General features: G+C 71.7%; 20 protein-coding genes. 11 read left to right on the top strand and 9 right to left on the bottom strand.

Annotated elements, in window-relative coordinates:
* Window positions 1-5: 5 nt before the first annotated feature.
* The gene (gene pruA, locus ACZ5PB_RS35625) at window positions 6-1,637 is read left to right on the top strand and encodes an L-glutamate gamma-semialdehyde dehydrogenase (protein WP_468697023.1); all 1,632 of its coding nucleotides are present in this window, start codon (window positions 6-8) and stop codon (window positions 1,635-1,637) included.
* 245 nt (window positions 1,638-1,882) lie between these two features.
* Here pruA and ACZ5PB_RS35620 read toward each other — a convergent pair whose 3' ends face one another.
* Window positions 1,883-2,710, bottom strand: coding sequence for a DUF1206 domain-containing protein (locus tag ACZ5PB_RS35620; RefSeq protein WP_468697020.1), 828 nt, complete (start codon window positions 2,708-2,710; stop codon window positions 1,883-1,885).
* 216 nt (window positions 2,711-2,926) lie between these two features.
* Between ACZ5PB_RS35620 and ACZ5PB_RS35615 the strand changes: the two genes are divergently transcribed.
* Window positions 2,927-3,982, top strand: a complete 1,056-nt coding sequence (locus ACZ5PB_RS35615) for a S1 family peptidase (protein ID WP_468697018.1) — start codon at window positions 2,927-2,929, stop codon at window positions 3,980-3,982.
* A gap of 62 nt (window positions 3,983-4,044) precedes the next feature.
* Here ACZ5PB_RS35615 and ACZ5PB_RS35610 read toward each other — a convergent pair whose 3' ends face one another.
* Window positions 4,045-4,986 (bottom strand): NADP-dependent oxidoreductase, encoded by a 942-nt coding sequence (locus ACZ5PB_RS35610; RefSeq protein WP_468697017.1) that lies wholly within the window; start codon window positions 4,984-4,986, stop codon window positions 4,045-4,047.
* A gap of 62 nt (window positions 4,987-5,048) precedes the next feature.
* On the opposite strand from ACZ5PB_RS35610, the gene ACZ5PB_RS35605 reads away from it, so the two are divergent.
* Window positions 5,049-5,471: a hypothetical protein gene (locus tag ACZ5PB_RS35605; protein ID WP_468697016.1), complete on the top strand. Its 423-nt coding sequence runs from the start codon at window positions 5,049-5,051 to the stop codon at window positions 5,469-5,471.
* Here ACZ5PB_RS35605 and ACZ5PB_RS35600 read toward each other — a convergent pair.
* From ACZ5PB_RS35600 to ACZ5PB_RS35590, 3 genes are read right to left on the bottom strand one after another with little or no spacing between them, the layout of a single operon-like run.
* Window positions 5,449-6,672 (bottom strand): lysophospholipid acyltransferase family protein, encoded by a 1,224-nt coding sequence (locus ACZ5PB_RS35600; protein WP_468697015.1) that lies wholly within the window; start codon window positions 6,670-6,672, stop codon window positions 5,449-5,451. The two genes, ACZ5PB_RS35605 and ACZ5PB_RS35600, sit on opposite strands and share 23 nt — an antisense overlap.
* Window positions 6,669-7,598, bottom strand: coding sequence for a phosphatidate cytidylyltransferase (locus tag ACZ5PB_RS35595; protein WP_468697013.1), 930 nt, complete (start codon window positions 7,596-7,598; stop codon window positions 6,669-6,671). The genes ACZ5PB_RS35600 and ACZ5PB_RS35595 overlap by 4 nt, the downstream gene beginning before the upstream one ends.
* On the bottom strand, window positions 7,595-8,200 hold the full coding sequence (locus tag ACZ5PB_RS35590; protein WP_468697012.1) for a CDP-alcohol phosphatidyltransferase family protein: 606 nt from the start codon (window positions 8,198-8,200) through the stop codon (window positions 7,595-7,597). Before ACZ5PB_RS35590 ends, ACZ5PB_RS35595 begins: the two co-directional genes overlap by 4 nt.
* Before the next feature lie 100 nt (window positions 8,201-8,300).
* On the opposite strand from ACZ5PB_RS35590, the gene ACZ5PB_RS35585 reads away from it, so the two are divergent.
* Window positions 8,301-8,891 (top strand): GNAT family N-acetyltransferase, encoded by a 591-nt coding sequence (locus ACZ5PB_RS35585; RefSeq protein ID WP_468697010.1) that lies wholly within the window; start codon window positions 8,301-8,303, stop codon window positions 8,889-8,891.
* Between the two features lie 13 nt (window positions 8,892-8,904).
* On the opposite strand, the gene ACZ5PB_RS35580 is transcribed toward ACZ5PB_RS35585, so the two are convergent.
* On the bottom strand, window positions 8,905-9,654 hold the full coding sequence (locus tag ACZ5PB_RS35580; protein WP_468697009.1) for a hypothetical protein: 750 nt from the start codon (window positions 9,652-9,654) through the stop codon (window positions 8,905-8,907).
* Window positions 9,651-9,998, bottom strand: coding sequence for a PadR family transcriptional regulator (locus tag ACZ5PB_RS35575; RefSeq protein WP_468697008.1), 348 nt, complete (start codon window positions 9,996-9,998; stop codon window positions 9,651-9,653). Before ACZ5PB_RS35575 ends, ACZ5PB_RS35580 begins: the two co-directional genes overlap by 4 nt.
* 340 nt (window positions 9,999-10,338) lie before the next feature.
* Between ACZ5PB_RS35575 and ACZ5PB_RS35570 the strand changes: the two genes are divergently transcribed.
* From ACZ5PB_RS35570 to ACZ5PB_RS35560, 3 genes are all read left to right on the top strand, one after another.
* Complete coding sequence (locus ACZ5PB_RS35570) at window positions 10,339-10,494, top strand: hypothetical protein (protein WP_468697062.1); 156 nt, start codon at window positions 10,339-10,341, stop codon at window positions 10,492-10,494.
* A gap of 103 nt (window positions 10,495-10,597) precedes the next feature.
* Window positions 10,598-11,641 carry a 3-isopropylmalate dehydrogenase gene (locus tag ACZ5PB_RS35565; protein ID WP_468697007.1) on the top strand — a complete coding sequence of 348 codons (1,044 nt, stop codon included), beginning with the start codon at window positions 10,598-10,600 and terminating at the stop codon, window positions 11,639-11,641.
* 256 nt (window positions 11,642-11,897) lie between these two features.
* Window positions 11,898-12,989 carry a branched-chain amino acid aminotransferase gene (locus tag ACZ5PB_RS35560; RefSeq protein WP_468697006.1) on the top strand — a complete coding sequence of 364 codons (1,092 nt, stop codon included), beginning with the start codon at window positions 11,898-11,900 and terminating at the stop codon, window positions 12,987-12,989.
* Between the two features lie 159 nt (window positions 12,990-13,148).
* On the opposite strand, the gene ACZ5PB_RS35555 is transcribed toward ACZ5PB_RS35560, so the two are convergent.
* Together ACZ5PB_RS35555 and ACZ5PB_RS35550 are read right to left on the bottom strand one after the other, a co-directional pair.
* Complete coding sequence (locus tag ACZ5PB_RS35555; protein WP_468697004.1) at window positions 13,149-14,345, bottom strand: amidase; 1,197 nt, start codon at window positions 14,343-14,345, stop codon at window positions 13,149-13,151.
* On the bottom strand, window positions 14,345-15,184 hold the full coding sequence (locus tag ACZ5PB_RS35550) for an endonuclease/exonuclease/phosphatase family protein (RefSeq protein ID WP_468697002.1): 840 nt from the start codon (window positions 15,182-15,184) through the stop codon (window positions 14,345-14,347). The genes ACZ5PB_RS35555 and ACZ5PB_RS35550 overlap by 1 nt, the downstream gene beginning before the upstream one ends.
* A gap of 191 nt (window positions 15,185-15,375) precedes the next feature.
* Here ACZ5PB_RS35550 and ACZ5PB_RS35545 point away from each other — a divergent pair, with 191 nt between their 5' ends.
* The 4 genes from ACZ5PB_RS35545 (at window position 15,376) to ACZ5PB_RS35530 (ending at window position 20,400) form a co-directional block, all read left to right on the top strand.
* Entirely contained in the window at window positions 15,376-16,650 is a 1,275-nt protein-coding gene (locus ACZ5PB_RS35545; RefSeq protein ID WP_468697001.1) for a hypothetical protein, read from the top strand.
* 83 nt (window positions 16,651-16,733) lie between these two features.
* Entirely contained in the window at window positions 16,734-17,990 is a 1,257-nt protein-coding gene (locus tag ACZ5PB_RS35540) for a TolB family protein (RefSeq protein WP_468696999.1), read from the top strand.
* 376 nt (window positions 17,991-18,366) lie between these two features.
* Window positions 18,367-19,977: a citramalate synthase gene (cimA, locus tag ACZ5PB_RS35535; RefSeq protein WP_468696998.1), complete on the top strand. Its 1,611-nt coding sequence runs from the start codon at window positions 18,367-18,369 to the stop codon at window positions 19,975-19,977.
* A 306-nt stretch (window positions 19,978-20,283) separates the two neighbouring features.
* Entirely contained in the window at window positions 20,284-20,400 is a 117-nt protein-coding gene (locus ACZ5PB_RS35530) for a keywimysin-related RiPP (protein ID WP_380837121.1), read from the top strand.
* Window positions 20,401-20,414: the final 14 nt, after the last annotated feature.

Genomic DNA, 20,414 nt, shown 5'->3' with positions numbered 1-20,414 from the left:
AAACCATGGACGCCGTAACCCAGGTCCCCGCCCCGGTCAACGAGCCGGTGCACTCCTACGCCCCCGGTTCGCCGGAGCGCGCCCGCCTCGAAGCCCAGCTCAAGCAGCTGGCCGAGAACCCGATCGACCTCCCGATGACCATCAACGGCGAGAAGCGGATGGGTGGTGGCGAGACCTTCACCGTCGTACAGCCGCACAACCACAAGGCCGTGCTCGGCACCGGCGCCCACGCCACCAAGCAGGACGCCCAGGACGCCGTCGACGCCGCGCTCGCCGCAGCTCCGGCCTGGCGCGCGATGTCCTTCGACGACCGCGCCGCGATCATCCTGCGCGCGGCCGAGCTCCTGTCGGGCCCGTGGCGCGAGAAGCTGGCCGCCTCCACGATGCTCGGCCAGTCGAAGACCGCCCAGCAGGCCGAGATCGACACCCCGTGCGAGCTCATCGACTTCTGGCGCTTCAACGTCAAGTACGCCCGCGACATCCTCGCCGAGCAGCCCCCGGCGAACGCTCCCGGCGTGTGGAACCGCATGGACCACCGCCCGCTTGAGGGCTTCGTCTACGCGATCACCCCGTTCAACTTCACGGCCATCGCGGGCAACCTGCCCACCGCCCCGGCACTGATGGGCAACGTCGTCGTCTGGAAGCCGTCCCCGACGCAGACGCACGCCGCCGTCCTGCTGATGGAGCTCCTGGAGGAGGCCGGTCTCCCCAAGGGCGTCATCAACCTGGTCACCGGTGACGGTATCGCCGTCTCCGAGGTCGCCCTCACCCACCGCGACCTGGCGGGCATCCACTTCACCGGCTCCACCCCGACCTTCCAGCACCTGTGGAAGACGGTCGGCGAGAACATCGCCAACTACCGCACGTACCCGCGTCTGGTCGGCGAGACCGGCGGCAAGGACTTCGTCGTCGCGCACCCCAGCGCCGACCGCGCCATCCTGAAGACCGCGCTGACCCGCGGCTCCTTCGAGTTCCAGGGCCAGAAGTGCTCCGCGTCCTCGCGCGCCTACATCCCGGCGTCCATCTGGAACGACGGCTTCAAGGAAGAGTTCGCGGCCGAGGTCGACGGCATCACCATGGGTGACGTCACCGACCTGGACAACTTCATCGGTGCCGTCATCGACGAGCGCTCGTTCGCCAAGAACAAGGCCGCGATCGACCGTGCCAAGGCGGACTCCTCCTGCACGATCGTCGCCGGTGGCACGTACGACGACTCGGTCGGCTACTTCGTCCGCCCGACCGTCATCGAGTGCACGGACCCGGCCAACGAGGTCTTCACGACCGAGTACTTCGGCCCGATCCTCGCCGTCCACGTGTACGAGGACGACAAGTACGACGCCATGCTGGAGCAGATGGAGTCGGCCTCCGACTACGCGCTGACCGGCTCGGTCATCTCCGGCGACCGTGCCGCCGCCGCGTACACGATGGAGAAGCTGCGCTACGCCGCGGGCAACTTCTACATCAACGACAAGTCGACGGGCGCCGTCGTCGGCCAGCAGCCGTTCGGCGGAGGCCGCGCCTCCGGTACGAACGACAAGGCCGGCGCCCCCCAGAACCTCCAGCGCTGGACCCTGACCCGCGCCATCAAGGAGACCCTGGTCCCGCCGACCGACTACCGCTACCCGCACCAGGGCTGAGCCCTCCGGTAGCCCCCTGATCCCCGCCCCCGTCCGACCCCACATCGGACGGGGGCGGTGTTGTGTCCGGGCCCTGGTCCGTTACGGGTGCGGTGGAAGCGGTGCGCGGGGCGGGTGCGGCGGTCTGTGGAGGGCGGCGGTCAGGCGGTCCGCGGGCGGGCGGTGCCGGGCCGGGAGAGCGGCCAGTTCGAGGGTCGTCGCGGGTGTCGTCACGGTGAGGAGGTGGCCGTCCCGGAAGGCGGAACCTACAGCTTGCGCCAGCGGGCCATCGCGAACGAGAAGACGCCGAACAGCATCAGGCCGACCGCCAGCACGACCAGCAGCCACGGGCCCGTCCCGGTCTCCTGGAAGGAGCGGATCGTGTCGTCCATGCCCTTGGCCTTGTCCGGGTCGTACGTCACCGCCGCCGCCACAGCGAAACCGCCCGCCACCGCGAAGACGAGGCCCCGGGACGTACCGCCGCCGACCCCCGCCACGTCCACCAGCCGCTCCGTACGGTGCGACATCTCGTGCGTCTTCAGATGCTTGCGGTACTTGCGCATGACCGCGCGGACGGCGATCCACACACCTGCGCCCGCCACCACCACTCCGGCCGCGCCGACCAGCCACTGACCGGCCGGGAGCTCCATCGCCCGCGCCGTGGCGTCCTGCGACTGCTTGTCGCTGGAGCCGCTGCCGCTGCCGCTGCCACCGGCCGCGAAGGCCAGCACCGAGTAGGCGACGAAACCGTAGAAGACGAAGCGGGCCGCCGAGAGCAGCCGCTTCTTCGCCTCGTGGCCCTCGGGGCCGGCCGCGCCGAACACCGCCTCCGAGAGCCGCCACAGCGCCATGCCCACCAGACCGATGCCCAGCGCCCACAGCAGGAACTTCCCGAACGGCTGCTCGGCGATCTCCGCCAGTGCCCCGCCCCGGTCGGCGGACTTCTCGTCGCCGCCCAGGGCGATGTTCAGGGCGAGCAGGCCGACGAGGAGGTAGATGACCCCGCGGGCCACGAAACCCGCCCTGGCCGCGTGCTTCAAGGTGTCGCTGCGGGCCGCCCGTCGGGCCGAACCCGTGGCGCTCGTGGCGTCCATCCGCCTCGCCTCCTCCTTCGTCGGCCGGTCCTTCGCGCCGGTAGGTCGGCGTGTGCCCCGGGTGGAGGTACGGAAACGAGGCAGCGGGGCAGGGAAGTTGGGGCGGGCCGAGCGGAGTGCGGTCTTGTGGGTTCGTGATGGGCATGTCAAATTCGGTGCGGGTGTCCCCACCGGACCCACCTCCGTGCACTCCTCCCTCCAGAAGGAGCTCCCCCCATGAGACGCACCGCCACCGCCGGACTCTCCGCCCTCCTCCTGCTCACCGGCCTCGGCTTCGGGGCCACCCCCGCCGGGGCCCAGCCGACCCCCGCGCCCGACCCCACCCCGCGCGCGGGCCTCTACGCCCTGGACCGCACCGCCCGTGCCGAGCTGGGCGCCGAGAGCGCCGGGACGTACCTGGACGCCAGGACCGGCGGACTCGTCGTCACCGTCACCACCGAGCGGGCCGCCGCCAAGGTCCGCGCCACCGGTGCGACCCCGAAGATCGTCAGCCGAAGCGCCGACCAACTCGCCCTCGTCGTCAGCGAGTTGGAGCGTACGGCGAAGATCACCGGTACCTCCTGGGGTATCGACCCGCGCAGCAACAAGGTCGCCGTCGAGGCCGACCAGTCGGTGTCCGCCCGGGACATGGCACGGCTGCGGGCCGTCGCCGCCGCGTCCGGCGGCGCCGTGAGCATCAGCCGCGTCCCCGGCACCTTCCACCGCGAGTGGGCGGGCGGCGACGCCATCTACGGCGGCGGCTACCGCTGCTCCTCCGCGTTCAACGTCACCAAGGGCGGCGCCCGCTACTTCCTGACCGCAGGACACTGCACCAACTCCGCCACCGACTGGTCGGCCACCTCGGGCGGCCCGGTCATCGGCAAGCGCGAGGGCACCAGCTTCCCGACCAACGACTACGGCATCGTCAAGTACCTCAACGGCTCCGCCGCGACCGGCGACGTCAACCTCTACAACGGCAGCCGCCAGGACATCAGCTCGGCCGCCGACGCCGTGGTCGGCCAGGCACTCAAGAAGAGCGGCTCCACCACCAAGCTCACCAGCGGCACCGTCACCGCCGTCAACGTCACCGTGAACTACGGCGACGGACCGGTCTACAACATGGTCCGCACCACCGCCTGCTCGGCCGGCGGCGACAGCGGCGGCGCCCACTTCGCGGGCTCGGTCGCACTCGGCATCCACTCCGGCAGCTCCGGCTGCACGGGCACGTCGGGCTCGGCGATCCACCAGCCGGTGAAGGAAGCCCTGTCGGCGTACGGGGTGACCGTCTACTGACGTGGGTGCGCCGGGTGGGAGGGGCGGACCCCCTGCCCGGCGCCCCTCGCACTGCCGCAGGCCTAGGCGGTCACGTCCAGCACGATCTTCCCCGACGTCCGCTTCGTCTCCAGCAGCTCCGCCGCCTTCGCCGCCTCCCCGAACGGCAGCACCGCGTCGATCCGCACCTTCATCCGCCCGTCAGCCAACAGCGCGGCAAGCTCGCCGAGTTGGTCCCCATTCGGCTGTACGAGAAGCGGTGCGAAGCGCACCCCGGTCAGCTTCGGTACGTCCTCCCCGAAGCCCGGATTCCACACGATCGCCGACACCAGAAGACCGCCCGGACGCAGCGTGGCCAGGGTGCGCGGGCCGTACTCGCCGCCGATCAGGTCCAGCGCGATGTCCACGTCCCTGGCGACCGCCACGAAGTCGTCCGTCGTGTAGTCGATCGGCTCGTCCACCCCCAGTGAGCGCAGGAAACCGTGCTTGGCGGCACGGGCCGTCCCGTACACGAACGCCCCCCGCGCCTTCGCGATCTGTACGGCGAGGTGCCCGACACCGCCCGCCGCCGCGTGCACCAACACCTTCTGGCCCGGCTGGAGTTGCCCGAGGGTGACCAGTGCCTGCCAGGCCGTGAGCGCGGCCGCCGGGACCCCGGCGGCCTCTACATGGGAGAGCCGCTCCGGCTTCCGCGCGAAGGCGTCGGCGGGCGCGGTCAGGTACTCGGCGTACGCTCCGCCGGGGAACATCCCGAAGACCTCGTCGCCGGTACGGAACCGGGTGACGCCCGCCCCGACCGCCTCGACCGTGCCGGAGGAGTCCCAGCCCGGGAAGTAGGGCGGATCGCCGGGCAGCGGCGCCGCGCCCAGCCGGGTCAGGGAGTCCACCGGGTTGACGCCCGCCGCGCGGACCCGGACGAGGATCTCGCCGTCGGCGGGCTCGGGGCGGTCCCCCTCGACCAGTTCGAGGACTTCGGGGCCGCCGAAAGTGCGGTGCAGATAGTGCCGCATGCGTGGTGGAGTCATGGGCCGAGTATGGGTGTGGGGCGAGCGGCCGGAGAAGGTACGGGGGGAGGGGAGGGGTTACGGTGTTCGAAGTATTGCCGGGTCGCGGACTGGTGCTGCCGCACGGCGTGGGGACCCTCGCCCTCGGCATGGGGGAGCGCGCCGCCCAGTGGGCCGTCGCCACCCTCTGCGACGTACGCGAGTCCTGGGTGTGCGGGCTCGAATGGTCCTTCGGCGCGACGTACGAGGGGCTCTGTCTGCTGGTGGGCGGGGAGCACGAGGGCGGTCTCGACACCGTCTACCTGGAGCGGGCGGCGGGCCTGCCGGACGCACCGGCCGCCGTGCCCGTGGTCCTGGCCGGGGTGGACGTGCTCGGTTACCCGCAGGACGAGGTGGTAGACGCCCTGGGTGGCCAACTGCCCTGTGAGGGAGTGAAGTTGTGGCGCGGCCACCTCCCCGGCGGCTACCTCCACTCCGTACACCTCACCGCCAGGACAGCACGATGAGCGTCAGCCCCGCCGCGAACCCCGACCCCAGCAGCACCAGATACCCCGGGTAGAGCCTGCGCCAGCGCCGCATCAGCATCCCGAACGCCGCGAAGCCGAGCCCGACCGCGACGGTACGAGTCCCCCGCGCGGTCGCCGCCTCGGCCAGCCAGTCGCCCACCGGGACCTCGGACCGGCCCGCCTCGGCCGCGTACACCTTGAAGGGGATGCCGTTCCACGGCTGGTGACGGACCGCGCGCGCACCCTCGGCGACGAGTTGCACACGCACCTCGGCGCGCATCCGCTCCGTCGTCAGCGGAGCGGGCAACTGCACGCCGGAAGAAGCGAGTTGGAGGGCCAGCAGACTCCCGGCGAGACTGCCTGCCAGGGCGGTCAGGGACAGTTTCAGGGCCGCGCGCGGGGCCGCCACGCACGCCACCGCCAGGAACAGTTCCGGCATCAGCGGCCAGCTCAGCGCCTCCGCGCCCGCCCACACGAAGCCCAGCGCGAGCCCCCAGCGGGAGGCCGCGACCGCCGCCACCCGGCGCCGTACGGACGAATCGCGCAAGGACTCGGCGTTCGTACGGTGATGGAGCGCGGCCACCGCGTCGCGCGCCTGCTCCGGGGTGACCGTCGGGGGCAGCGGGTCGCCGATCCGGATGCGGACCAGCGCGGAACGCAGCCTGCCGTGCTTGGGGAGCAGCCGGTCCGTGCCCGCGATGCCGACCGGGACGACCGGCACCCCGGCCCGCTCGGCGAGCAGCAGCGCACCCCGGTGGAACGAGCCGACCTCGCCACCGCTCCCGCCGCCCCGGGTGCCCTCGGGGAAGAGGACCACGGCGCGGCCCGCGCGCAGTTCACCGCTCATGGCCAGCAGGTCGTCCAGGCCACCGCCCTTGCGGCGCACCGGGAACCCGGCCGCGAGCCGGCGGCAGATCCGGCTGCGCCACGGGGACGAGAACCAGTAGTCGGCCGCCGCCCCGATCGCCGGGGTGTGCCGGGCGTCGAGTCCGGCCAGCAGGGCGGCGGTGTCGGCGTGCGAGGAGTGGTTCGCGACGACGACGCAGCCGCCGCGCGGGAGCCGGCCGCGCCGCTCGACGCCGCCGGTGAGGGTGAGCACGCCCCACCACAGGGCGCGGCGCAGGAGGGAGTGGGTGCGGGAGGGGGCCGGGGCCCGTACCGCTGCGGAAGTCGTCGGCCTGGACGTACGTACGGAAATCACAGGGTCACCACCATCGCGAGCAGCAGGGCGAGGAGCAGGGAGTCGATCCGGTCGAGCAGCCCGCCGAACCCGGGCAGCCAGCTGCCCGCGTCCTTCACCCCGGACTCCCGTTTGACCATCGATTCGAGGAGGTCGCCGAGCAGGCAGCCGAGGAACACGGCGGCCCACAGGACGGGCGAGAAGACCCCGACTGCCGCCAGGGCAAGGGCAGTTGCCGCCGCGCAACCGGCCACCCCCGCCCAGGTCTTGTTCGGCGACAGCGGCGACAGCGGCCGGGCGAGCGGTCCGCGCCGCCCGAACGCGGTCCCGCCGCACCAGGCGCCGACGTCCCCGAGCGCGACGGCCAGCCCGACCGCCATCGCGGTGTCGGGACCCAGCAGCACGAGCCCGGTGAGCGCCACCGGAATCCACACCATCCCGAAGGCGTTGCGTGCGCTGCGGGTGAAACCCCGCTCGGCGTCCCCGCCGAGCAGCGCGGGCAGCGCGGCGACGATCAGCAGCAGCGCGGCGGCCCGCAGATCGAGCATCCCGGGCGCCAGCCAGGCCAGCGCGGGCAGGACGAGGGCGGCGGCGACGAGGACGAGGAGGTCACCGGGGGAGTACCGGCCGGTGGACGGCGCGTCAGGACCCCCGTCCCCCACGCGCACACCGCCCCCCGCGCCCGCCCCGGCCCCCACCCGTACCGCCACCGGCGCCGCCATCCGCGCGTACTCCGCCACGGCGATCCCCCCGAGCCCCGCCGCCAGCGCGAACGCCCCCGCAGCGCCCAGCCACAGCGCACCCAGGTACACCGGCGCCGCCAGCGCCCAGGTCTGCCACCGCTTGCGCAGTTCCGCCCGCATGGCGACCCGGGCGGGAACCGCCGCCACCGCGAGCCCGCTCACCGCCAGCACCCCGGCCACGATCACCGGTACGCGCGCGCTCACAGCGACTTCCACAGGCGTACGCACCGCACGACGCCCGTCAGCGCCGAACCCGCCGCCAGCACGGCCAGCACCGCCACCGCCCACCCGGGCACCGCCGCCGCGACCACCACCAGCAGACACCGCTCCGTCTTGCCGACCGGACCGCCGTTCAGCCGCTCGCCACCCGCCGCCGCGCCCGCCAGGGACATCCAGGACGGGAGTGTCGCGGCCAGCCCCGCCACCGCCACCAGCCACAGCGGGGCCAGCGCCAGGAACCCGGCGAGCACGGTCAAGTCGGCCGCCCGGTCGCCCAGTTCGTTGACCAGTGCGCCGCGCCGGGTGGTGCGCCCGGTGTCGCGGGCCAGTGCCCCGTCCAGGTTGGCGAAGGCGAGCCGCGCCGCGAGGAGCACCGCGACGGGCAGCGCCGCGTACGGCGCGGGCAGCCAGGCCAGCACCGCCGCCGCACCCGCCGCGCACACCACACCGGCGGCGGTCAGCGCGTCCGGCGACACCTGGCGCCGGACCAGCGCGGCACGCACCCCGGACAACCGGGCCGCGTACCAGGGCTTGAGTGCGTACAGTCCGGCCCCGGAAGGGCGGGCGGACGAGGTCTTGGTGGGCATGGGTCCCACTCTGCTGCGGCGCCCGGCAGTCCGACACGGCACAGGTACTCAAAGAGGTACTGAGTACCTGTTACGGCAGGGGACAGCGAGAATGCGGAGCATGACCCCGAGTCCGAACACGCCCTCCAGCCCGGGCACGCCCCCGGCCGTGCGCATCGCCCACACCGCCCAGCTCACCCCCGCCGAACTCACCGGCATCCGCGCCCTCCTCGACGACGCCTTCGACGGCGACTTCTCGGACACGGACTGGGAGCACGGCCTCGGCGGCATGCACGCACTCATCACCGACGGCGCCTCCGACGGCGCCGCACTGATCGCCCACGGCAGCCTGGTCATGCGGCGGGTCCAGCACCGGGGCAGCTCCCTGCGGATCGGGTACGTCGAAGCGGTCGCGGTCCGCGCCGGCCACCGCAGGAAGGGCCACGGGGGCCGGATCATGGCCGCCCTGGAGGAGATCGTCGACCGGGCGTACGTCCTGGGGGCCCTGTCGGCATCCGACGCGGGAGCCGCGCTCTACGCGTCCCGCGGCTGGCAGGTGTGGCCGGGCGGCCTCGCGGCGCTCGGCCCGCTGGGCGCCGTACCACTGCCGGAGGAGGAGGGCACGACGTACGTACGCCCTGCGGCGGGCCGGACCCTGCCGGACCCGGAGGCGGCCCTCTTCTTCGACTGGCGGGACGGGGACGTGCTGTGACGCGGTGCGCCGTCTAGTCCTCGATCCCCCTGGCTACGTCCCGCTTGGTCCCGTACCACCCGGCCAGGCCGCCCACCAGGCCCGCGACCCCGAACACCGCCCAGAGCAACGGGTGTTCGGCGACGAACGTGCCGTACCCGAGGACCACGGCCACCGCGCCCGCCAGCAGCATCAGCCCCACCGCCAGCAGCATCCGGCTCACCCGCCCGCCGAACATCACCTGCTTCTCGGGCACTTCCGCCAGCTCGGACAGCTCCGCCGCCGGTCCGGCGCTGGCCGCCTTCGGCCTGCGGAAGTACATGTAGAAAACCCAGTGCCCGCAGGGTTCCCAGGCGTCCGGCGCCAGTTCGGCGGTCCGTGCCGCCCGCTCGGCCGCGTTGTTCGCCATCTCGCGCCGGTACTCCCAGCGCAGCGCGGCCGACGGGTCGCGGCGGCAGACGAACCGGCCGAGCCGGTCGATCCGCTCGACCTCCCAGCCCTCGTCGCCGTACCGGGCGAGCAGCCGACGGTCGTTGTAGACGTCGGTGGTCCACTTCCAGGTCTCGGCCTCCGCCACCGGTTCCTCGACCGGCTCGGCACCGGTCAGCCGGGCCGCGAACTCCTCGGGCGTCCCGAACTCCTCGGCCGGATCGGTCCCTTCGCCGTCGTTCACGTACGCCGTGAGATCAGCGACGGTCGCGGCGACCGCGTCCTCGGCCATCCCGGTGGCGCGCAGTGCGGTGGTCAGCCGAGCGAAGTAGGTGGTGTCCTCGGCAGTCATCATGATTCCCCCGTGCTGAGTGATGCGGTGAGTGTGGTCCTTACGGACGTGTGGAAGTCCAGCCAGGCATCCGTCTGTTCGGCGAGGGCCGTGCGGCCCTGACCGGTCAGCCGGTAGTAGCGGCGGCCGGGGCCGCGCTCTGCGGCGCGGAACTCCCCGACGACGTAACCGGCTTCCTCCAGCCGGTTGAGCACCGGATAGAGCGTGCCGCCCTTGATGTCGCCGAGGCCCGCCCCGGCCAGTGCCTTGGAGATCTCGTAGCCGTAGCTCTCACCGCCGGTGAGGCAGGAGAGGACGAGGAGGTCAAGGACACCCTTGAGCCAGCTGGATCTGCGGTCTGCGGCCATGACTCAACTTCACCACTACCTAGATAGGAATGCAACCTAGGTGGCGAAGTTGATTCCAGTCCACGCAAGGGATCCGCGAGGGATCCGCAAAGGGCCCCGCAAGATCGCGTCTCAGATAGTAGGAAGTCCGAGTAATTGTGGAGACAGTCGCGCCGACCTGTCCTAGCTTTGTAGGAGCCGAACGTCTCGCTCCATCAGCGAACGGCGGTCGCGAGCCGGTGCCCCGAAGCAGGCAACCCCTGCGGCATCCCGCTCCCCGCCACTTTCCGGCGCCTCACAGATGCAGCGCTCCCGCCTTTCGCGCGGCGCTTTCCCTCATGCTCTGAAGGAGTCGATTTCCGTGTCCGAGACGACGATGAACCGCCCGGCAGCCCCGCACGCCCGCCGGGTCCGCCACGCTTCCCGCAGCACCGAGGCCGCCGACCGCCGCCTGGCCGCCGCCGCACTCCAGCGCGCCCTGGACCGCCGCGACAACGGCGGCGAGACGGGTCACTGAGGCCACCGCGACCACCGCGGAAACCATCGAGGCAATCACCGAGGCGCGTCCACATGGCGGACGCGACGTGTCATGGGCTGGGACGCGGAGTAGGGTCCCAGCCATGTCTCGCAGCATCAATCTCGCAGTGATCCCCGGTGACGGCATCGGCCAGGAGGTCGTGGCCCAGGGCCTCAAGGTCCTCAACTCCGTCCTTCCGCAGGACGTGAAGCTGGAGACCAAGGAGTACGACCTCGGCGCCAAGCGCTGGCACCGCACCGGGGAGACCCTCCCGGACGCGGAGATGGCCGCGCTGAAGCAGCACGACGCGATCCTCCTCGGAGCGATCGGCGACCCGTCCGTGCCGTCGGGCGTACTGGAGCGCGGGCTGCTGCTCAAGCTCCGCTTCGCCTTCGACCACTTCATCAACCTCCGCCCGTCGAAGCTGTTCCCGAACACCTCGACCCCCCTCGCGGGCAGCCCCGACATCGACTTCGTCGTCGTACGGGAAGGCACCGAGGGCCCGTACACCGGCAACGGCGGCAGCCTCCGCACCGGCACCCCCGCCGAGGTGGCCACCGAGGTCTCCCTCAACACGGCGTACGGCGTGGAGCGCGTGGTCCGCGACGCCTTCGAGCGCGCGGCGGCCCGCCCCCGCAAGAAGCTCACCCTCGTGCACAAGAACAACGTGCTCGTCTACGCCGGCCACCTGTGGAAGAACACCTTCGACCGCATCGCCGCCGAGTACCCGTCCGTCACCACGGACTACCTGCACGTCGACGCCGCGACGATCTTCTTCGTCACCCAGCCGGAGCGCTTCGACGTCATCGTCACCGACAACCTCTTCGGCGACATCCTGACCGACCTGGCCGCCGCCGTCTCCGGCGGAATCGGCCTGGCCGCCTCCGGCAACATCAATCCGACGGGCGCGTTCCCGTCCATGTTCGAGCCCGTGCACGGCTCCGCGCCCGACATCGCGGGCCAGGGCAAGGCGGACCCGACGGCCACCGTCCTGTCCGTCGCGCTCCTCCTCCGTCACCTCGGTCACGAAGCCGAGGCCGAGCGCATCGAGGAGGCCGTCTCGGCCGACCTCGCCGAGCGCGACCCCGCAGAAGTCCGTACGACGGACGAGATCGGCGACGCGCTCGCCCTGCGAGTAGCGGGCTGACCCGACGACTCTCCGTACATCCGTACACACGACAGCCGCCGGGTTTCTCCGACACCCGGCGGCTGTTCCTGTGCGGCTGCCGGGTGCGACCATCGACCCCTGGGCCGCACCCCGCACCTGACGTCAAAGCCACCATTTCGTACCAGCCACCCCGCGCGCGATAATCGAACTCAGGGTCGCGGTATGAGAGGAAGCTCGGACGTCCTACAAGGCGTGACGCGGCCCTTCCCAGACAACCGGTGAAGGACACGCACTCATGACGACGCCCCTGACGATCGAGCTCAAGCCCTCTTCCAGCCCGCTGGCCGACGCGGAGCGCGAGGCGAACATGACCAACCCCGGTTTCGGCCGCTACTTCACCGACCACATGGTGACCATCAAGTGGACCGAGGGCCGCGGCTGGCACGACGCGCAGCTCGTCCCGTACGCACCGCTCTCCATCGACCCGGCGAACATGACCCTGCACTACGCGCAGGAGATCTTCGAGGGCCTCAAGGCCTACCGCCGCCCCGACGGCTCGGTGGCCACCTTCCGCCCCGAGGCCAACGCAGAGCGCTTCCAGCGGTCCGCGAAGCGGCTCGCGATGCCGGAGCTGCCGGTCGAGACGTTCATCGCGGCGTGCGACGCCCTGGTCAAGCAGGACGAGGCCTGGGTCCCGCCGCACGGCGGCGAGGAGTCCCTCTACCTGCGCCCCTTCATGATCGCCACGGAGATCGGGCTCGGCGTCCGCCCGGCCAACGAGTACCTCTTCCTGGTCATCGCCTCCCCGGCCGGCGCCTACTTCCCCGGCGGCGTGAAGCCGGTGTCGGTCTGGCTCTCGGAGAACTACGTCCGCGCCGTCCCCGGCGGCATGGGCTACGCCAAGACCGGCGGCAACTACGCGGCCTCGCTGCTCGCCCAGGCCGAAGCCGCCGAGAAGGGCTGCGACCAGGTCGTCTGGCTGGACGCGCTCGACCACAAGTGGGTCGAGGAGATGGGCGGCATGAACCTGTACTTCGTGTACGGCGACAAGATCGTCACCCCGGAGCTCACGGGCTCCCTCCTCGCGGGCGTCACCCGCGACACCCTCCTCAAGCTGGCCGGTGACCTCGGCTACACCGCCGAGGAGGGCCGCATCTCCACCGACCAGTGGCGCGCGGACGCCGAGTCCGGCGCCCTGACGGAGGTCTTCGCCTGCGGCACGGCGGCGGTCATCACCCCCGTCGGCCACGTGAAGTCCGCCTCGGCGGAGTGGACCACGGCAGACGGCGAACCGGGACACGTCACCATGTCCCTCCGCAAGGCCCTCCTCGAAATCCAGACGGGCAAGGCCCCCGACACCCACCACTGGATGCACAACCTGGCGTAACCCAAAGCCCCCTCGGGCGGCGGGGCCGCCTATGCCCCAGCCCCCTCGGGCGCGGGGCTACGCCCCCGCCCCCTTGGGCGGCGGGGCCGCCCCCCGGGGGCGGAACGGGCGGGCAAGGGGGCGGCCCCCGACGGAGTCGCCCCCTCACCCCGGCCCCACCTACGCCATGGCCCCCGCTCCGCAGGACACCACCCGCTCCACCCCTCCCGCCCACCCAAGAACCCCCTCGTCCTCCCCACCCCGCCCCACACACTGAATCCCCAACGGCATCCCACCCCCCGCCCTCCCCGCCGGCAGCGAAACCGACGGCCACCCCGCATTGCTCCAAGGCACGCACATCACCGAAGACCCGGTAGTGGAAAGATCCCGCGGAGCCGCCCCCGTGGCCGCCGGAGTGATCCACAGATCGACCCCGGCCCCCACCATGACCTCGGTCAACTGCTCGACGAACACGTCCCGTCGGGCCCGCGCCCGCGCGTACTCCGAGTGCTCGATCGCCGCCCCCTCCCGCAGCACCGCCACCGTCTCCGCCCGGTAGAGATGCCCGTACGCCCCGAACCACGGCTCGTGCGACCGCACCACCTCGTACCGGTTCATGGTGAACAGCTGCCGCCGGACCTCCTCGAAGTCCGCCATCACCGGCACCCGCCGCACCTCGTACCCGGCCGCCCGCAAGGCCTCCACCTGCGACTCGAACGCCGCGAGCGCCTCCGCCCCGGCCTGCGCCAGATAGGGCCCCTCGGGCACACCGAGCACGGGCAGCCGCAGCCCCTCCGGCCCGGCCTCCCGCCAGTCGTCGCAGACCACCGCCGCCGCCGGTACGACCCCCGCCACGTCACGCGCGTAGAGCCCCAGCGTGTCGAAGGACGGCGCGTTCGGAATGACCCCGTCGACCGGGATGCGCCCGAAGCTGGGCCTGAAGCCGACCACCCCGCAGTACGCTGCGGGCCGGATCATCGAGCCGACCGTCTGCGTGCCCACCGCCAACGGCACCATCCCCGCCGCGACCGCCGCCGCCGAGCCGCTGCTCGAACCCCCGGGCGTGTGGGCCAGGCCGTGCGGGTTACGGGTCGGCCCCGGCGCCAGGATCGCGAACTCCGCCGTCACCGTCTTGCCCGCGACGTACGCCCCGGCCGCCAGCAACCGCGAGACCACCGTGGCCTGTTGACCGGCGAGCGCCTCCACCGGCAGTGCCGAGCCGCCGCCGGTCGGCAGCCCGTCGACCCGGATGATGTCCTTCACCGCGACCGCGACCCCGCTCAGCGGTCCGTCCTCGAACGGCCCGGCCGGATCCTCCGCGAGCGTGACGAACGCCCGTATCTCCACGTCCAGTCGAGCGATCTCCGCAGCGCGCATCACTCTGCCCCCTCGGCTCTCCCCGTCCCCTCCGACAGGTCCACCCGTACACCCGCGTGGTCCGAGGGCCACACCCCGTCCACCGCGCCGTGCCCGAACCGGGCCACGCCCCGCACCTCGCCCTCGCCGCGCCGGCCGGGACGTCCCAGGTGGATGTAGTCGATGCGGACCGTCGGACCGGGCGTGTGGTACGCGTTCGAGGAGTCCCAAGTCGCCGAAGGGGCACCGGGATCGGCGTACTCCCAGGCGTCGATGAAGCACTGCCCCGGGACCGGCGGCGCGGTCTTGTAACCGCCGAGCAGCCGGATCTCGTCCGAGTCGGGCCAGGCGTTGAAGTCCCCGGTGATCACCGGCGGGAAGTCGCAGTCCCAGCCCTTCTCCTTGACGAAGTGCGCCAGCGCCGTGACCTGCCCGCACCGCACACCCGAGTCGTACGGCGGGGAGTTGAGGTGCGTGGTGAAGACCGGGACGGTCCCGCTGGGCGCGTCGATACGTGCGTACAGCGCCACCCGCCCGTTGTCGGCTCCGCCCTCGGCGGGCAGCGGCAGCACCGCCTCCGCGCTGATCGGCCACCGGCTCAGGACCGCGACCCCGATGTCCGAGACGTCGCCGTCGGTACGCCGCTGCCAGTGCCCGGGACGGGCGAAGGGGGCCCAGGCCCAGTGCGCCAGCCCCAGCTCCTGCGCGAGCCAACCGGCCAGGTTCTCCTCGTCGTTGCCCCACACCTCCTGCAGCGTCACCACGTCGGGACGCTGCTCCCGCAGCACGGCGAGGATCGCCTTGCGACGGGCGTCCCAGGGGCCGAACCGCCACCACACATTCCATGTCAGTACGCGCATGAGCCGAACCTACCGGCACCCCACAGGCCCGGACTGCGGAGTCCGACTTCCGTAGAACGGACGGGGGTTGTACCTCACTTGTGGGCAATCCGCATCGCCGGAATGCGTTGACCTGCGTGGTTGCGATGGGCTTCGATCGAGGTGCGTCCGGCGGCCGCCGGACGGCCGCACGTTCCATGGGGGGAACCGAAATGCGCTCCACCACCCGAAGATCCGCCGCGACCGCCGTGGCGCTGGCTGCCGCACTCGCCGCACTCGCTCCGCCCGCCGCATCCGCCGCAGCCGGCGCTCCCGCCGGGCCCGCCCCGCTCACCGAGCGTGTCAGCGTGAGCGAGGCCGGCCTACAGGGTGACGGCTATGCCACGGATGGGCTGATCAGCGAGGACGGCCGGTACGTGGCGTTCAGCTCGACCTCGACCCAACTGCTGCCGGAGGCACTGGAGTTCCCGGGCCGGCAGCTGTACGTGCGCGACAACAGCACCGGCAAGGTCCAGCTGGCGTCGGCCACACCCGACGGCTCCCCGGGCAACGGCCCGGTCTTCGACGTGGCGCTGAGCCCCGGCGGCCGGTACGCCGCCTTCGCCACCGGCTCCACCGACATGGGGCAGGGCGCGCCGGGCGGCATCAGCATCTACCTGCGCGACATGGAGAAGGGGGTCACCGAGCTGGTGAGCGTCGGAGTGGCCGAGGGGTACGCGGGCCAGACCGGCGGGATCTCGGTCAGCGCCGACGGACGCCACGTCGCCTTCGTCGCCGACGTACAGCCCACCCACCCCTACCGGCCCACCGAGAACCGCCGCGTGTACGTGCGCGACCGCGTCAAGAAGACCACCACGCAAGTGAACCCCGCGCTCCCGCAAGGCACTTGGGCCACCCGCCCGGAGCTGAGCGACAGCGGCAGGTACGTCTCGTACCTCACCACAGGGAAGGGCCCCGGGCCGGACGCCCCGGAGCGGAACTCGCTCTTCCGCCGCGACCTGTGGACCGGCGCACTCCAGCAGGTGGACGTCACGCCACAAGGAGAGCCGTCCACCACCGCCTCCGTGTACCCGGTCAAGGACGCCCTCAGTGCCGACGGCCGTCACCTCGTCTTCACCTCTCCGGACTCCGACCTGGTCGCGGGTGACACCAACGGCAGGGACGACGTCTTCGTGCGTGACCTGCGGACCGGCAGGACCCGGCTGGTCGACCTCTCGGCACAGGGCGGTACCGCCCACGCCCCGGTGCTCAGCCCGGACGGCCGCAAGCTGGCGTTCTCCACTCCTGCCGGGCTCAACTGGCTCCTGGACCTGCCGACCGGCCAGGGCCGGGTGCTCGACATCGGACCGCAGGGCCCGGACGTGCTCGTACCACGTCTGACCTCGCTCGACCTGCACGGCCGCCGGGCGGCGCTGGAGAGCTTCTCGCCGCTGGTGCCCGACGACACCAACGGTGAGCTGGACGTCTTCGTCAGCCACCTGAAGTAGCTCCGGCCCCGCGAACCGAACCACACCCTTTCGCGTCTCTCGTTACGTACGTCAACCACCGCACCAACAGGGGGAGTCACACCTTGCGCACCACGATCCGCACCACCACCCGCACCGCCCTGGGCACGGCGCTCGTCGCCACGCTCACCGCACTGACCCTGCCCGCCGCCGCCCAGGCCGCATCCGCACCCGCGGCCGCGCCCCGTACCGAGAAGGTCAGCACCGCACCCGACGGGGGACAGGCCGACAACTCGTCCGGCGAGCCGGTGCTGAGCGCCGACGGCAAGGCCGTCGCCTTCCACTCGTACGCCTCCAACCTGGTCGCCGGGGACACCGCGAACACGGGGGACGTCTTCGTCCGGACCGCACCGGGCAAGCCGCTCCAGCGGATCACCGTCGCCGGGGCCACCGGCACCTCGGGCCCGCAGCTCAGCACGTCGGGGCGGTACCTGACGTTCTACGCGGACACCCCGACCGGGTACACCGTGCACGTACGGGACCTGACCACCGGCCGCACCGAACGGATCGCGCCCACCCTGGACGACGCCTACGCCGTGTCGTACGGCATCGCCCCGGTCAGTGCCGACGGCCGGTACGTGGCCTTCACCGCACGGCCCACCGCAGCCACCCCGCAGGCGGCCGACGACGGTTCCCGCGTCTACCTCTACGACCGCACGGAGAAGAAGGCCGTACGGGTCAGCCGCACGCCCGACGACGCCGACGGCGCCCAGGGCTGCTCCGCGCAGTCGATCAGCGCGGACGGCAAGAAGGTCGCGTACCAGGACTCGTACACCAACGGGCCGCGCGGCGACGACTGGGGCGACATCTTCGTGTGGGAGCGCTCCACCAAGAAGATCGTCCACGCGGACGCCACGTACAACGGGGCAGAGGCGGACAAGGCGTCCACCACCGCACACCTGAGCGCCGACGGTTCGACCGTCGCGTTCCAGTCGTACGCCACCAACCTCGTCCCCGGCACCGACCCCAACCGGGGCTGGAACCCCTTCGTCCGAGACCTGCGCACCGGCAAGCTCAGCCGGGTCGACGGGATAGCGCCCACCGACATCTCCGGGCTGAGCGGCATCTCCCGGGACGGCCGCAAGCTGCTGATCACTTCGACCAGCGCCACCACGAGCGAGTCCGGGACCTACGTCCGTGACCTGGTCACCGGGGCGAACACCCTGGCCAGCCCCAGCGTGGACGGAAAGCCGGAGGGGACGGGATCGGCGGCGATGAGCGCGGACGCGTCGACCGTCGCCTTCAGCGGGTACGACGAGAGCCGGTTCGTGGAGGGGGACACCAACTCCCAGTCGGACGTCTTCCTGCGTCACCTGAAGTAACAGGAGCGGAGCCCGGCCCCGAGCCCGGACCTGAACCCCGGACCCGAGCTCGGACCGCACCCGTGCCGACCGCATCCTGAGACGCCCTGAGACGCGGGGGCAGTCGTGTGCCAGACTGCCCCCGTGTTCTCGTTCGCCATGATTATGGGCAGCAGGCGCGCCGGTCCGCAGTGACCGCCCCGTACACCACCACCCCGTACGGCGCGGCCACCCAGCTCCAGACCCGCGCGCAGACCTCTCGCACCCGCGAGAGGTTTTTTCGTTTTCCGCCCCCACCCCGGTCGGACAGCGTGGCGCACGCGAGAATGGAGGCAAGTGGAGCCAGTCATTCCGCAGCCTGGAATTCACCGCCAGGATCCGACAGGAGTCAGACCGCATGACCGCAGAGAGCTTTGACGACAGCTTCCACGTCTTCGACACCACGCTGCGCGACGGAGCGCAGCGCGAGGGCATCAACCTCACCGTCGCCGACAAGCTGGCCATCGCCCGTCATCTGGACGACTTCGGGGTGGGCTTCATCGAGGGCGGCTGGCCGGGCGCCAACCCCCGCGACACCGAGTTCTTCTCCCGTGCGCAGAAGGAGATCACCTTCCGCAACGCCCAGCTGGTGGCCTTCGGCGCCACCCGCCGGCCGGGAGCCAGGGCCGCCGACGACCCGCAGGTCCGCGCCTTGGTCGAGTCCGGCGCCCCCGTCGTCACCCTGGTCGCCAAGTCCCACGACCGGCACGTCGAACTCGCCCTGCGCACCACCCTCGACGAGAACATCGCGATGGTCCGCGACACCGTCGAGCACCTCGTCGCCCAGGGCCGCCGCGTCTTCGTCGACTGCGAGCACTTCTTCGACGGCTACCGTGCCAACCCCGAGTACGCCAAGGCCGTCGTGCGCGCCGCCGACGAGGCCGGGGCGGACGTCGTCATCCTCTGCGACACCAACGGCGGCATGCTCCCCGCCCAGATCCAGGCCACCGTCGCCACCGTCCTCGCGGACACCGGCGCCCGTCTGGGCATCCACGCCCAGGACGACACCGGCTGCGCCGTCGCCAACACCCTCGCCGCCGTCGACGCGGGCGCCACCCACGTCCAGTGCACCGCCAACGGCTACGGCGAGCGCGTCGGCAACGCCAACCTCTTCCCGGTGGTCGCAGCCCTGGAACTGAAGTACGGCAAGCAGGTCCTGCCCGAGGGCTCGCTCCGCGAGATGACCCGCATCTCGCACGCCATCGCCGAGGTCGTCAACCTCACCCCCTCCACCCACCAGCCGTACGTCGGCGTCTCCGCCTTCGCCCACAAGGCCGGACTGCATGCCTCCGCCATCAAGGTGGACCCCGACCTCTACCAGCACATCGACCCCGACCTGGTCGGCAACCGCATCCGCATGCTGGTCTCCGACATGGCGGGCCGCGCCTCCATCGAGCTCAAGGGCAAGGAGCTGGGCGTCGACCTCGGCGACGACCGCGAGCTGGTCGGCCGGGTCGTCGACCGGGTCAAGGAGCGTGAGCTCAAGGGTTATACGTACGAGGCCGCAGACGCCTCCTTCGAACTCCTGCTGCGCGAGGAGGCCGAGGGCCGGGCCCGCCGCTACTTCCGCGTCGAGTCCTGGCGCGCCATCGTCGAGGACCGCCCCGACGGCACCCACGCCAACGAGGCCACCGTGAAGCTGTGGGCCAAGGGCGAGCGCATCGTCGCCACGGCGGAGGGAAACGGCCCGGTCAACGCCCTGGACCGGGCACTGCGCGTCGGCCTTGAGCGGATCTACCCGCAGCTCGCCAAGCTGGAGCTGGTGGACTACAAGGTCCGCATCCTGGAGGGCACCCACGGCACCGAGTCGACCACCCGCGTCCTGATCACCACCGGCGACGGCGGCGGCTCCGACGGCGACTGGTCCACGGTCGGCGTCGCCGAGAACGTCATCGCCGCGTCCTGGCAGGCCCTGGAGGACGCGTACACCTACGGCCTGCTGCGCGCGGGCGTGGAGCCCACGGAGTAGCCCCTGCACGGACGGGGAGAGCGCGGGCGGGTGCGGGGGTCGATCGCGCGCCCGGGGGCATAGTCGGCCCGAATATGTACAACATGCAACGAGTAAGCGCTCGTTCACCCTCCGTCAAGGCCGCTGAATCCGCCAGGTGTGCAGTTGATCAAGCCACAAACCGTGGCCAGGGGTGCACAGGAGTGTGCGGACTGCGATCAACTGTCCCCGGCCGTCAGGGAGTTCACACGAGCAACACCGTGCACTCCCGTATCGGCGCCCATATGTGCTCGGTGTACCCCCAACTACGGAGAGGACGTGACGACGATGAAGAAGACCTACGTCAAGCCGTCGCTGTTCAACCAGGGCGACTTCAGCAAGAAGACCGCGGGCATGTTCTATGCCTCGTGCAAGGAGTTCTGGTCCCGTCGGCTCTGTATCTGAGTCAGCGGGTACTG

The sequence above is a fragment of the Streptomyces sp. NPDC032721 genome, from assembly GCF_055579625.1.
This window is presented reverse-complemented; position numbering and strand designations above follow the sequence as displayed.